This window comes from Kitasatospora sp. NPDC058184 (assembly GCF_042883725.1).
GTDB lineage: Bacteria > Actinomycetota > Actinomycetes > Streptomycetales > Streptomycetaceae > Kitasatospora.
Genome location: NZ_JBHVVE010000029.1, coordinates 93,643 through 105,521 on the forward strand (window position 1 = coordinate 93,643; position 11,879 = coordinate 105,521).

The following is an 11,879-nucleotide window of genomic DNA, read 5'->3' on the forward strand; positions in this document are numbered from 1 at the left end:
TCCTGCTGCCGCCCCTACGCGCCGGCCCCGGAGAGCCAGCCGTCGACGGGGACCCGGCAGGAGTTGAGGATTCCGGCCACCATCCGGTACGTCCCGACCAGCGCCAGCAGCTCCAGCAGCCGCGGCGCGGAGTAGCTGTCCGCCAGCGCCTCCCAGGTGGCCGGGGAGAGCGCGTGGCCGTCGTGCAGCTCGTCGACGGCCCGCAGCAGGACGCGGTCGGTCTCGGCCCAGTCGGGGTGGTCCGGCCCCTCCGGGACGCGGGCGATCTCGGGCCCGCTCAGCCCAGCGAGGCCGCCGAGCCGGACGTGGTGCTGCCACTCGTACGTCGAACCGGTGCGGTCTGCGGTGCGCAGAACGGCCAACTCCCGTTCGCGGGGCGGGATCGTGCCCTGGTTGAGCAGGGCGAGCAGCGGCGCCAGGCTGGTCAGCAGGTCGGGGTGGTGCCCGATGGTGGCCAGCACGTTGGGCACCGGGAAGCCCTCCAGCGGCCCGGCTCCCTCAGCCGGGAACAGCTGCCGGACGATGCCCGGCAGGCCCGCGGCCAGCGCGGTGACCTCGGCGGCGACCTCGGCCCCGGCCCGCGGGGCCAGCAGCGGGGCGGGCTCGTACGCGTCCAGGAGGCCCAGGAGTTCCATCTCGCCCGGGGTTCCGTCGCCGTTGAGTTCGCGGTGGACGGCGCCGATGTTGAGGACCAGCCGCTCGGGGTCGGCCAGGTCGGCGAGGCCGATCAGGTCCATCTCCCGTGCGGCGCGCAGCACCGGCACGCCCGCCCGGTGGGTGCGCTCGGCATGGTCGCGGACCCGCTCCAGGTAGTCGCGGAAGGAGCGGACCTCGGGCTTGCCGACGACCGGCCCGTGCCCGGGCACGATCGTATCGACGTCCAGGCCGAGGATGCGGTCGCAGACGGCGATCCAGTTGCCGATCGGGCCGCTGTGGATCACCGGGTGGCCGCCGATGAACAGCAGGTCCCCGGCGAACAGCACACCGGTGTCGGGCAGTTGGACCAGGATGTCGCCCCGGGTGTGGGCGGGGCCGACCTCGATCAGCCGGACGGTGCGCCGCCCGACAGCCACGTCCAGCTCGCCGGTGAAGGTCCGGTTCGGCGGGGTCGGGGTGATGCCGCCGAAGTCGAAGGTCTCCCGCATCCGCTGGACGACCTTCGGCAGCCGGAGGTCACCCGGCGCGGCGACCACCGCGTGCAGGTGGTCGGCGCGCATCTCGGCCGCGGCGGACTCGGAGGCGATGGTCACGACGTCCGGGAGGAGCTGGTTGCCCCACCAGTGGTCGCCGTCGCTGTGGCTGTTGACCAGCGTGCCGATGGTGACGTGCGGCAGGGCGCGCGCGACGGCGTCGAGCAGCTCGCGGGTCTGCGGGACGGTGAACAGGGTGTCGACGAGCAGGGCCTCGTCGCCGGAGGCGATCAGCCCGGCGTTGCTCAGGCCCCAGGAGCCGTTGGGCTGCAGGTAGGCGTAGGTGTCCGGGGCGATCTCGTGCAGGCCGAGGGTGTACGGGACGGCCATGAGTGGGCCTCCTCACTGATTGGACTGGAGTACCAACATGTACTCCAGTCCATCAATGGATTCAAGTACGCTCCCCTTGTGACCTCTCCTCCCAACCGACACGACCAGCGCCGCACCGCGACCCGGGAACGGCTCCTGACGGCAGCCCTGGAGCTGTTCGCCACCCAGGGGTACGCGGCCACCACCTACGACCACATCGCCGAACGCGCGGACGTGGGACGCCAGACGGCCTTCAACCACTTCCGCCGCAAGGAGGACTTCGTCACCGCCTGGGTCCAGCAGCGGCACGAGGTGCTGGACCGGCAGGACGAGGCGAGCGCATCCACCGGCGACTCCGTCATCGATGCGCTCGCCGACGCCCTGCGCACCCTCGCGGAGCTCAACGAGCGGGAGTACGCGCTGGCCAAGGACCTGCACGACAGCGGAGTCCTCCACGCCGCCTTCGCCCTCGGCACCACGACGCCGCAGGCGTTCGTCACCGCCACCACCCGGGGAGCCGAACGGGGCGAGATCCGGCCGGACTTCGACCCGGCGGCCGTCGCCGACCTGGTGTTCGACACCTACATCACGACCCTCGGCCGCTGGCTCGCCGCCGGCGCGGACCGCCCGCTCGCCGATGCCCTGCTGGCCAGGCTCGACATCCTCGCCACCGGCTTCACGGCCGGCTACTGACCGCACGGGCGCGGACCCCGTCCGACGGACGGAGCCCGCGTGCGCCCGCTACCGGTACTGCCTGAACTCGCGGACGAGCGCGAGCAGGTTGATCAGAGTGCTGGCCGGAACATTGCCGAGCGAGACCAGGACCTGCCCGTTCAGGACGGTCTCCCCGGGCTGGGCGGACGGCCAGAGCAGGCCGAACTCGCGCCCCTCGGCGCGGAGTTCCACGATCAGGCCGGCGATCTGCCGGCTGGTGAGGTGCCGGATCGCGGGATCGGCCGGCCGGATGGGATAGAGGGCGTTCACGCGACCAGGTCCAGCTCGAACCAGACCCGCTTCCCGAGCTTCTGCGGCTCGACACCCCAGCGGTGCATGAGCCCCTCGATCAGCTGCAACCCCCGCCCCGACTCGGCGAGCAGACCGAACTTCTGATGCTTCGGCAGCTCCGAGCTGCGGTCGGCGACGGTGACGCGGAGGGTGCTGCCGGAGTAGACGACCGTGACGACCGGCGAGGCCGTCAGCCCGTGCCGCCACGCGTTCACGACCAGCTCCATGAGCGCGAGTTCGGCGTCCCCGATGACCGGGTCGGGGTACCCGGCGCGCTCCATCGCGTCGCGCAACACCTCGCGGGACACGGTGAGGGAGGGGGAGTTGAGGTTGGGGTCACACATGGGGAATCTCCCATCAGCTCAAATGAGCTACGCACGGAGAGACCTGACGCCTCATCCGGCGAGCAGTGCAGTGAAACTTTAGGGTCTTCTCGGCAAAGTTGGCAACACGCTCTGCGCATGGATCTACACTGTCCGTAGGTGACGGTCCGCGAGGAAGGCACGCCGATGGCATTCAGGACTGGGATCAGCGAACGTCAGCGCCGGTTCGGCGAGGAGCTTCGCCGTGTGCGCGATGCCGCCGGGCGCTCGGCACTGGAGGTCGGACAGGCGATTGGCGTGAAGGGGCCAGCGGTCAGCCACATCGAATCCGGCCGGATGGGCCTCAACCTTGACCGATTGAATGTCTGGCTTGATCTGTGCGAGATCACGGACACCGACTACCGAGCCGGCCTTGCAGCCATGAGCAAGGGCTCCAAGACGGCCTGGTGGAACGACTACAAACCTCACGTGCATCCCACCGCGATCGATCTCGCCGAAGCAGAGGCGAGCGCGACGGCCTTGGACAGTTACCAGACGCTCCTGATTCCCGGCCTGCTCCAGACCAAGGCCTACAGCGAGATCATCCACGACTACGCGGAGAAGAGGGTCGAGTTCCGTCAGCGCCGACAGGAGCTACTAACCATCGAGAACGCCCCACCCTTCCACGCTGTTATCCATGAAGCAGCTCTGCACATGATGTACGGGGGACCAACCATCATGCGCGACCAGCTGAATCATCTCATCGAGGTCAGCAGGCTGCCTCATGTCACGGTCCAGATCCTCTCGTTCGACTGCACCACCTACTCCCGGAGTGAGACCCCGTTCGTCCTGATGCACGGGGCTCACGTACGCCTTGACTCGGTTCTGCTGGAACATCCACATGATTCAGACTTCTTGGGAGATCCTGAGGACGTGGCCGCATTCCGACGTAGGTTCGAGCGACTCAGGGGACTGGCTCTGCCACCTCTGAACACGGCCACGCCCGCGTCGCCTTCCCATCGCGACTCGTGGGGCTTGATCCAGCACGTTCGGTACAAGATTCAAGGTAGGTAGTCATGAGCCAGCTCAACTGGCAGAAGTCGAGCTTCAGCGGCGACAGGGCAGACTGCGTCGAAATCGCGTCCGCTGGCGACCTCGTCTACATCCGCGAGTCCGACGACCCCACCACCATCGTCGCCACCACCCCCACCAAGCTCGCCGCCTGGCTCCACAGCGCCAAGGCCGGCGAGTTCGACCACCTCACCGAAGCCTGACCCTCCTCCCCCGTGCCCCGGCGCCGGGCCGGGGCACGGGCATCCGTTACGCAGCGCCGGGAAGGTAGGGCATGGAACAGCTCAACTGGCAGAAGTCGAGCTTCAGCGGCGACCAGGCCAACTGCATCGAAGTCGCATCTGCCGACGGCCGCGCCTACATCCGCGAGTCCGACGACCCCACCACCATCGTCGCCACCACCCCCACCAAGCTCGCCGCTTGGCTCCACAGCGCCAAGGCCGGCGAGTTCGACCACTTCACCGAAGCCTGACTCCCCTCTCCGTGCCCCGGCGCCGGGCCGGGGCACGGGGCCTCCGGGTCAGCTCACGCGTCGGGGTGTGCGGACAAGGCGAGCCAGTCAGTCCACGAGATCCCCCGGCCGAGGAAGCGCGGCTGCTCGAACGGCCAGTCGGCGGCGATCCACTGCGGCACCAGCGCGTCCAGGGCCCGCTCGACCTCGCTGCCCACCAGGTCGTCCACCACCCACCAGGCGATCTCGCCGTCGGCGCCGGCCTTCGCGGGCGGGTCGATGTAGACGCAGCCGAGCAGGGCCGTCTCCGCCTCGTCGAGCAGCGCGTAGTTGAACGACTGGTGTGCGGCGATCTCCTTCTCGTGCCGCAACAGGTCGGCCTGGTTGGCCTCGAAGGTCATGGTGGCCGCGGGCCAGCCCCAGGCCGGACCGAAGACGGTCCACAGCCGCTCGCGCGAACCCATGACGGCCGGATAGTCGAGCGGCGCGTCCGCCTCCCGGACCGGCCGCAGGTGGTGGCGCCCGCCGGGCAGCGGCACGTGGACGGGGTGGACGAAGTCATCGGGTAGCCAGCTCATGGCGCCCGACCGTAGCACCGTGCCGGCGCCCGTCCCCCTGGTTTTCTCCCCGCCAACCGGACGATCCCGCCGCCCCGGCGCAAGGCTCGTCTCCACGCCTTCCGCATCGATCCCGGCCAGGTCCCGGAACCGCTCGAAGACGCCAGCAATCTCCCCACCCACCCCCAAATCAACAACCGCCTAAAGCCTCGCGCGGGAAGTCGACAGGGCCGACTTCCCACGCACGAGGCCCACGAAGCGGCTCCGCCGGCTGCGGGGCCGAGGGGCATTCCAGGTCCTGCCAGCCCGTGTGGGCACCATCGGGGAACGGGCCGTCACCCGACCCTGTGGCCTCTTGCTCCCCGCAAGAGGCCACAGGCGAAAGGCCACCCGATCCGGTGAGTTCGCAGCGGTTTCCTGTTCTCTCAACTGCCAAGCCTTGACCCGCAAGTCACGACTTCGCCAGCATCAGACAGGACGCCGGACCCTAGGAAGGGAAGCGTGGTGAAACTGACACGTCTTGCCGGGGAGTGCGAGAAGGGCACCTGCCCGACGGTGTACGCCGTGGACGGCACGGGTGATCTCATCATCCAGGGGCACATCGTGGACGACCCCGAGGCCCTGACGACGCTCCGGCTCCCCACCGGAGAGGACGCGGTCCGCATTCCCGCTTCGCTGATTCGGAGGATCCCCAGTGAGTGTCTCGGGTGAAGACTTCGAGAACCTCTTCTCGACGTTTCAGCGGGAGGCATTCAGACTGGAGACGCTGGACGACTACAGCGGATCGTCGAACGCGGACAGCATCCGCTCGTTCCTCAACGGTGAGCCGCAGCCGAGCGACTACAACCAGGAATGGGTGGAGGAGGTCCGGGCGAATACCATCAGCGGGAAGCGCATGTACCGGGTCCACATCCTCTCCCGTCCGCTGACCCCCTACCTCCGGTTCGAACTCGGCTGGGGATACACCAAGAACGCCACCGCCGGCGAGGAGTTCTTCATCCTCGACACCACCGAGCAGTCGAATCCGCTCGACGGCGTTCCCGATTTCTGGGCTTTCGACGAGTCCACCATCGTCACCATGCGCTACGGCGACGGCGGATCCTTCCTCGGCGCCGACGAGGAACCGACCCCCGAGAAGTGGCTGGGGTACCGCGACCTCGCCCTCAGCCACGCCACGCCGTTCGCCGAGTGGTGGGAGCAGCACGGAAGCGCGTGAAAGGGACAGATCTCGGAAAAGCGCTGCGGGAACTGCGACTGGCCGCCCGCAAGGAGGCCAAGGCGGTTTCCCGCAGCGCTGCCATGTCTCCGAGTAAGCTGAGCAAGATCGAGAACGGTCGTCTCGCCCCCAGCGTCATCGATGTGGAGCGCATCCTCGCAGCCCTTGGCGTACCCGAGGACACGAAGTCCCACCTGACCGAGGCCGCACGTGCCGTCGCCACGGAGGCCACCGCTTGGCGCATCCTTCGCCGCGCCGGCCTGCACAAGCACCAGGAGGACATCCGGGCGATAGAGGCACAGACGCAGGAACTCCGCGTCTTCCAGCACTCCTGCATTCCGGGCCTACTTCAAACGCCGGAATACGTTCGAGCGGTCCAGCAGCATTCCGAGCTCACAGACGAAGCGCTGGAAAAGATGATCAGCGCCCGGTTGCGCCGCCAGGAGGTCCTCTTCGATCAGGCCCGACGATTCCATTTCCTGATCACCGAGCCCGTCTTGAGATGGGAGCTCATTCCGCGCCTCATGACGGCAGCACAGTTGGACAGGCTTGTGGCAGCGTCACGCCTACCCAATGTGACCATCGGAATCGTTCCCCTACCCGCGCCGAAATCCCAACTTCCTACCTGCTCGTTCGCCATGTTCGATTCGCGCCTGGTCATCGTGGAGATTCCGCATGCGGAAATCACCACGAGCGAGCCGAAGGATATCGAACAGTATGTGCTCAAGTTTCACGCCTTCGAACGCGCGGCCGCCACTGGGGGCGAGATGCGGGGCCTGGTCGAAAGCATTCGGGATGATTTCTTGAGATAACAGGAAATCGCTCCCCTGGAATCCCCGACCACCGCTACGTTGCTTGCCGTACAGCACAGGAACGCTACGGGAGGACGGCCAGGTGATCGGCTGGGAGTTCGTGAAGGGCAGAACGGCTACCCGGGGCGCGGTCTGGAGATCAGCAGATGGCTTGTTCTACAAGCGGACCGGCGGCGAGGACCTCCGGGTGGAAGCCGAGTTCCAGCAACTGGCAGCCACCCTGGGCTACCCCGTCCCGGAGATCGTCGACAGTGGGTCCGACGACGGAGGCTACTTCGTCATCGAACGGGCCATCGGCAAAGCCTCGCTGCACGAGGAGGCACTGGCACACGCCAACCGCGACGGGCACGTCGGCGACCAGGTCATCAGCACGGCGGCTGCTGTCGCCTCGAAGCTGCTCCAGGCCCAGGCACGCCACCCCCTGCCCTCAACACCATGGTTCGAGAAGGCGGCCTTCGCGACCGAAGTCCTCACGGAGAACCCGGACTTCGACACCCCGCGAGTCCACGACGCGGTCGACCGCGCCCTCGACCGGCTGGCCCGACTCCCCGTGGTGCACGGGCACTTGGACTACGGCCTGCCCAACATCCTCCCGGCCGGGGTCATCGACTGGCAGCACCACGGCCCGGTCCCGCTCGGCTACGACGTCTACCCCACGCTCGACATCGTGGCCTTCAAGGGCGGCGACAAGGGCTACTCGATCACCGCGGAACAGCGCGCCGCCTACATCTCCGCGCTCGACGGGACCACCGCGTCCCTGATCGGCCGGCGGGTGAGCGAGCACCTGGGCGACTTCCTGCTCGTCAAGTGCTTCTTCTTCCTCGCACTCATGCGACCCACCGACCCCACGCGGCACGACAAGCACACCAAGTGGCAGTACCGCCGCGCCCTGTTCACGATGGGACTCGATCAGTATGAGTCGTCCGGCACGATCGACACCGGCACCTTCCCCACCTTCGAACGGTTCACCGCCGAACACCGGTAGTCCGTTGCCCTCCGTCCGTGACCGCGACTACCTGATGGACCACCACGGGGTCGTCTTCAAGGTCATCGGCGACAGCCACCCGGGCAGCCACTACCTCGGTTACGTCAAGTACCACCCCGACGAGAAGGGCGACCGCCGGCTCCTCGGCCGGACCTACCGGCAGAACAGCGTGGTGTCGAAGTCCTTCGGCATCCTGGCCGGCCGGCCCGAGTGCTACGTCTACTCCGACACCCTCGGCTGCGTCATCACCGGCATCCCCCGCGAGGACGTGGCCGTCCACTACCCCTGCCGCCAAGCCCTCGCCGCCATCCACGAGGCGCCCGGCGCGGTCGCCGACAACCCAGCGGGCAAGGACCTCCTGGCGATCACCGAGTGGATCACCTCGACCGACGCCCGGGGTCTGCTCGGCGTCACGGGCTCCTTCCTCGTCGGCTGCTTCAACGAACGCTCGGACATCGACCTCGTCTGCTACGGACCGGAGGGCTACCAGGCCGCCCAGGAACTGTTCCAGCGGACCGACCTGATCCGGCCGTACGACGGCGAGGACCTGACCAGGCTGTACCTCCGCCGGGCCAAGTACCTGGAGGGCAGTTCCTTCGACACGCTCATCAAGCAGGAACGCCGCAAGCTCCAAGGGCTCACCGCGGGGACCGGCGCGCACGTCAACTGCGAGCCCCTCCGCTCCGACCACGACCGGACCTTCGCCCGCCTGTCCTCCAAGGAGATCGGCGAGATCTCCCTCCTCGCGAAGATCACCGACCACACCGAGGGCCTCACCACCCCGGCCGTCTACGGGATCAAGGTCAGGACCATCCTCAGCTCGACCATCGACGAGCCCGACTCCTTCGCCCGCCGGATCACCCACATGCGCTCGTACCTCGGCGCCTACACCGGTGCCTTCCGGTCCGGCGACACCGTGCACCTGTCCGGCAAGCTCGTCCACACCCAGGACGGCGATCACAGCGGCTTCGGCATCGAACTCACCCCCTGGACCGTCAACGGCTCCTACGTCGCCAACCTCGCCGGATAGGACCCGCACCGTGACTCTGCTCGTCATCCGGCACGCCGAGTCCGTCGAGAACGCCGACAAGTACCGCGGCTTCTACCAGGACCCCCGCCCGTACAGCGGAGCCGCCGCACACACCATCTCCCGCACCGTCGTCGGCCTGACCCCGCGCGGCTTCCGCCAGGCCCAGTGGCTGGCCGGCGTCCTACCGCAGATCGCCGGCCCGGAACCGCACGTCTACACCTCGACCTACCGCAGGGCGGTCGACACCGCCGCGATCGCCCTGCCCGGCCTCCCCGACGGGTGGCCTCGGCAGACCGCGCTCCTGGACGAACAGCACTACGGCGACGCCACCTACATGACCAAGCGCGAGCTCTACGACAGCTATCCCGAACTCGCCGAGGACCGCCGCCTGCGCAAACACGTCTGGACCGCGCCGAGCGGAGGGGAGTCGCTCGCCGAGGGCGTGCTCAACCGGGCCGCCGAGTTCGCCGCCCTCGCCCAGGCCGATCTCCAGGAACCACGCACCGTCATCGCCTTCACCCACCAGACCACCGTGGTGGCGCTCCGTTCCCTGCTCGAAGCCCGCATGCTGCCCGAGATCCTCGCCGAGGAGCGAAAGGGCAAGCTGCCCAACGCCGCGATCCTCCACTACGCGCTACGGGGCGGCCGGTTCACCCGGACGGGCACCACCACCCCGCCGATCTAGGAGGCACCTGTGCGGCACCTGTTCCTCAACGGGCCCGTCCAGAACGGCCCCTTCACCTTCGACACCCGCCCCGGCAAGGCCGTGGGCATCCACCTGGCCGCCGCCCTCAACGCCATCCTCGGCTCGCCGCCCGCGCCCCACCTGTGGAACACCGTCACCCTCGCCGGAGACCTCCGCCACCGCGAAGCCACCGGACCGAGGATCCCCCGTCAGCGGTTCGAAGCCGACCTGATCGAAGCCAAATACAGCCACGGTCGATCCCCGTCCGGCGGGATCACGACCGATACCGACGCCGAAGTCGTCGCCCTCGCACTGGAGATGATCGAGACGAACCTTCGCGCGGGCACCCTGACCATCAGCCCCGAGACCGTCCCCGTCTGCCGCACCTGCGGACACATGACAGGCAGCGGCAGCCACCCCTGCAAGGCCTGCGGCGGCACCGACACCCTGAACCGCACCGGTCTCCAGCTCGTCGCCGAACCCGCCAAGGACCGCCCCGTCCTCGACCGCTCGGACATCCACGCCAACCACCGCCAGCAGCCCAGGCGCCTCCTGCACACCGCCGCCAACCTCCCGGAGCGGCTGGTCCTCTCCCGAACCCGCGACCACGGCATCGACCTCTCGCCCCTCGGCCTCGACGGTCTGGTCCTCGACCCACGGGTCGGCGTCCACACCACCGTCCTCGCCGCAGCCCGAAGGCACCGGGCAGAGGTTGCCGTCATGACCATCACCCAGAACGCCGCCAACCACATCGCCGCCCACGGCCGGCACTTCCGCCAACACGACGGCACCCGCCTCCAGTACACCCTCCACGGCCACCTCCCGTACGACCACATGGCGAGTCTCCAACCGCTGCACGAGGCGTACCGATCCACGCGAGCGCTCAGGGAAGGCTTCGAATCGTGGTTCCTCCCGCTCTTCTCCCTCCGGGCCAAGGCGGTGACCCGGCCGGACCAGCTCCCGGCGCTCTTCAAGCACTACATGCGCGCGTACCTGGCCCAGCCCGTGGACGTCGACGAGGAGATCATTGAGGCCGTACGACGCTCGGTGGAGACCGGTGACACGGAATGGATCACTCGCAAGCCCGCGGTGGCCAACGCGATGGCCTCCGGCGCAGGGCACTACGAGTAGAACGCGGGCTTCCGCGGCTCTCCATCGTGTGCGTGAGAAGTCGGCCTGGCCGACTTCTCACGCACACGATGGGGTTGGGCCCCGACGCGGGCGGGGTGGGGCGGAGGGGTGGGGCGGAGGGGTGGGTGCGGGGGCGGGGGGTGGGAAACAGCGGGATCACTTGTCAGCGGTGGGAACAAGGAGCGGGTTTCAGGGGCGGCAGGTCGAGTTGGCGTGCGCGACCGCCACGGAAGCCGCCGATCTCGCGGCAGTGATCGAGTCCCCCCGAGTGGTCGCCCACCTCCAGGAGTTCCGCCACCTGCTCAGGCCCTACCGGGCCAATGCCTCAGTAGCGACGTTGGCCGACCGGATCACCAGTGCGGCCGGCTGATCAAAGGCCAGCCTCGTCCAGCAGCAGGTGGAGCACGCCCACGAGCGTGCCACTGCTGACGATCTCGCGACGGTTGATCATGCCGCGCAGATCGGACAGCGGAATCCACTCGATCCGGTCGGACTCGTTGCGCTCGGTCGGCGGTCCCACGTACTCCGCGGCGTCGGCCCGGAAGACGAAGTGCTCCGAGTCTGTGATCCCGTTCGCCGGCTGCGCGTAGATCAGCGGCTTCACGTCCGAGACCTTCCAGCCGGTCTCCTCCAGTGCTTCACGGGCCGCAGCCTCCGCCGGGGTCTCATCCGGCTCGACCAGGCCCATCGGGAGTTCCCAGGCCCAGGTGTCGGTGATGAAGCGGTGCCGCCACATCATGAGGACCTGCTTCTCGCTGTTCACGATGGCGGCCACGGCCAGGTGCCGCAGCTTGACCACGTGGTACTCCCAGCGGCGCCCGTCAGGCTGCTCGACGTCGGCCAACCACAGGTTCACCCAAGGGTTCTCGTAGATCGGACGTTCCCCGTGGATCTTCCACTGCATCGCTGCGACCCCTCTCGACGGACCATCAGCATGTCAGACGCCGCAGGCTGGGCAAGCGGCTTCCAACCCGGTTGCGTCACACTGACGAATAGGGGCACCTTGCTCGCAGCCGTGGGGCCCAGGAGCCGCCAAACCGATCGGGAGGACAGCGTGCGTAGGAAGTCGGCGGGGCCGACTTCCTACGCACGCAATGAGGTTGGAGCCCCGTCGCCGCTTCCGGGGGGGCCCCAC

16 protein-coding genes are annotated in these 11,879 nt (G+C 68.3%); 11 read left to right on the plus strand and 5 right to left on the minus strand.

The genetic code is table 11. The features are described 5' to 3' along the window. Positions 1 to 14 precede the first annotated feature (14 nt). Complete coding sequence (locus tag ACFVXH_RS36425; protein ID WP_387830431.1) at positions 15 to 1,520, minus strand: MBL fold metallo-hydrolase; 1,506 nt, start codon at positions 1,518 to 1,520, stop codon at positions 15 to 17. A gap of 78 nt (positions 1,521 to 1,598) precedes the next feature. On the opposite strand from ACFVXH_RS36425, the gene ACFVXH_RS36430 reads away from it, so the two are divergent. Beyond that, entirely contained in the window at positions 1,599 to 2,192 is a 594-nt protein-coding gene (locus ACFVXH_RS36430) for a TetR/AcrR family transcriptional regulator (RefSeq protein WP_387830433.1), read from the plus strand. A 48-nt stretch (positions 2,193 to 2,240) separates the two neighbouring features. Here ACFVXH_RS36430 and ACFVXH_RS36435 read toward each other — a convergent pair whose 3' ends face one another. Continuing rightward, positions 2,241 to 2,483, minus strand: coding sequence for a hypothetical protein (locus tag ACFVXH_RS36435; RefSeq protein WP_375876465.1), 243 nt, complete (start codon positions 2,481 to 2,483; stop codon positions 2,241 to 2,243). Beyond that, complete coding sequence (locus ACFVXH_RS36440; RefSeq protein WP_074005487.1) at positions 2,480 to 2,848, minus strand: ATP-binding protein; 369 nt, start codon at positions 2,846 to 2,848, stop codon at positions 2,480 to 2,482. Before ACFVXH_RS36440 ends, ACFVXH_RS36435 begins: the two co-directional genes overlap by 4 nt. Before the next feature lie 138 nt (positions 2,849 to 2,986). On the opposite strand from ACFVXH_RS36440, the gene ACFVXH_RS36445 reads away from it, so the two are divergent. The 3 genes from ACFVXH_RS36445 (at position 2,987) to ACFVXH_RS36455 (ending at position 4,349) form a co-directional block, all read left to right on the plus strand. Next, positions 2,987 to 3,880, plus strand: a complete 894-nt coding sequence (locus ACFVXH_RS36445) for a helix-turn-helix domain-containing protein (protein ID WP_387830435.1) — start codon at positions 2,987 to 2,989, stop codon at positions 3,878 to 3,880. A gap of 2 nt (positions 3,881 to 3,882) precedes the next feature. Then, positions 3,883 to 4,080, plus strand: a complete 198-nt coding sequence (locus ACFVXH_RS36450; RefSeq protein WP_387830437.1) for a DUF397 domain-containing protein — start codon at positions 3,883 to 3,885, stop codon at positions 4,078 to 4,080. 71 nt (positions 4,081 to 4,151) lie between these two features. Then, positions 4,152 to 4,349, plus strand: coding sequence for a DUF397 domain-containing protein (locus tag ACFVXH_RS36455; protein WP_387830439.1), 198 nt, complete (start codon positions 4,152 to 4,154; stop codon positions 4,347 to 4,349). 53 nt (positions 4,350 to 4,402) lie between these two features. Here ACFVXH_RS36455 and ACFVXH_RS36460 read toward each other — a convergent pair whose 3' ends face one another. Continuing rightward, entirely contained in the window at positions 4,403 to 4,906 is a 504-nt protein-coding gene (locus tag ACFVXH_RS36460) for a GNAT family N-acetyltransferase (protein ID WP_049649944.1), read from the minus strand. Positions 4,907 to 5,386: 480 nt separating this feature from the next. Between ACFVXH_RS36460 and ACFVXH_RS36465 the strand changes: the two genes are divergently transcribed. The 7 genes from ACFVXH_RS36465 (at position 5,387) to ACFVXH_RS36495 (ending at position 10,744) form a co-directional block, all read left to right on the plus strand. Further along, the gene (locus ACFVXH_RS36465; RefSeq protein ID WP_387830441.1) at positions 5,387 to 5,596 is read left to right on the plus strand and encodes a hypothetical protein; all 210 of its coding nucleotides are present in this window, start codon (positions 5,387 to 5,389) and stop codon (positions 5,594 to 5,596) included. Next, positions 5,580 to 6,101: a DUF6879 family protein gene (locus ACFVXH_RS36470; protein ID WP_387830443.1), complete on the plus strand. Its 522-nt coding sequence runs from the start codon at positions 5,580 to 5,582 to the stop codon at positions 6,099 to 6,101. Before ACFVXH_RS36465 ends, ACFVXH_RS36470 begins: the two co-directional genes overlap by 17 nt. Next, a complete protein-coding gene (locus ACFVXH_RS36475) occupies positions 6,098 to 6,913 on the plus strand; it encodes a helix-turn-helix domain-containing protein (RefSeq protein WP_387830445.1) in 816 nt (271 codons plus the stop codon). The genes ACFVXH_RS36470 and ACFVXH_RS36475 overlap by 4 nt, the downstream gene beginning before the upstream one ends. 151 nt (positions 6,914 to 7,064) lie before the next feature. After that, the gene (locus tag ACFVXH_RS36480; RefSeq protein WP_387830447.1) at positions 7,065 to 7,898 is read left to right on the plus strand and encodes a phosphotransferase; all 834 of its coding nucleotides are present in this window, start codon (positions 7,065 to 7,067) and stop codon (positions 7,896 to 7,898) included. Between the two features lie 4 nt (positions 7,899 to 7,902). After that, the gene (locus tag ACFVXH_RS36485) at positions 7,903 to 8,928 is read left to right on the plus strand and encodes a hypothetical protein (RefSeq protein WP_259316706.1); all 1,026 of its coding nucleotides are present in this window, start codon (positions 7,903 to 7,905) and stop codon (positions 8,926 to 8,928) included. Positions 8,929 to 8,938: 10 nt separating this feature from the next. After that, positions 8,939 to 9,613 carry a histidine phosphatase family protein gene (locus tag ACFVXH_RS36490; protein ID WP_387830449.1) on the plus strand — a complete coding sequence of 225 codons (675 nt, stop codon included), beginning with the start codon at positions 8,939 to 8,941 and terminating at the stop codon, positions 9,611 to 9,613. A 9-nt stretch (positions 9,614 to 9,622) separates the two neighbouring features. After that, entirely contained in the window at positions 9,623 to 10,744 is a 1,122-nt protein-coding gene (locus ACFVXH_RS36495) for a hypothetical protein (RefSeq protein WP_387830451.1), read from the plus strand. Between the two features lie 370 nt (positions 10,745 to 11,114). On the opposite strand, the gene ACFVXH_RS36500 is transcribed toward ACFVXH_RS36495, so the two are convergent. Then, positions 11,115 to 11,648 carry an NUDIX domain-containing protein gene (locus tag ACFVXH_RS36500; RefSeq protein ID WP_074005475.1) on the minus strand — a complete coding sequence of 178 codons (534 nt, stop codon included), beginning with the start codon at positions 11,646 to 11,648 and terminating at the stop codon, positions 11,115 to 11,117. Positions 11,649 to 11,879: the final 231 nt, after the last annotated feature.

What these genes read in the sequence shown, in the direction of transcription:
- ACFVXH_RS36425 (WP_387830431.1), bottom strand. Translation starts at nt 1,520, where the DNA reads ATGGCCGTCCCGTACACCCTCGGCCTGCACGAGATCGCCCCGGACACC.
- ACFVXH_RS36440 (WP_074005487.1), bottom strand. Translation starts at nt 2,848, where the DNA reads ATGTGTGACCCCAACCTCAACTCCCCCTCCCTCACCGTGTCCCGCGAG.
- ACFVXH_RS36450 (WP_387830437.1), top strand. Translation starts at nt 3,883, where the DNA reads ATGAGCCAGCTCAACTGGCAGAAGTCGAGCTTCAGCGGCGACAGGGCA.
- ACFVXH_RS36455 (WP_387830439.1), top strand. Translation starts at nt 4,152, where the DNA reads ATGGAACAGCTCAACTGGCAGAAGTCGAGCTTCAGCGGCGACCAGGCC.
- ACFVXH_RS36460 (WP_049649944.1), bottom strand. Translation starts at nt 4,906, where the DNA reads ATGAGCTGGCTACCCGATGACTTCGTCCACCCCGTCCACGTGCCGCTG.
- ACFVXH_RS36500 (WP_074005475.1), bottom strand. Translation starts at nt 11,648, where the DNA reads ATGCAGTGGAAGATCCACGGGGAACGTCCGATCTACGAGAACCCTTGG.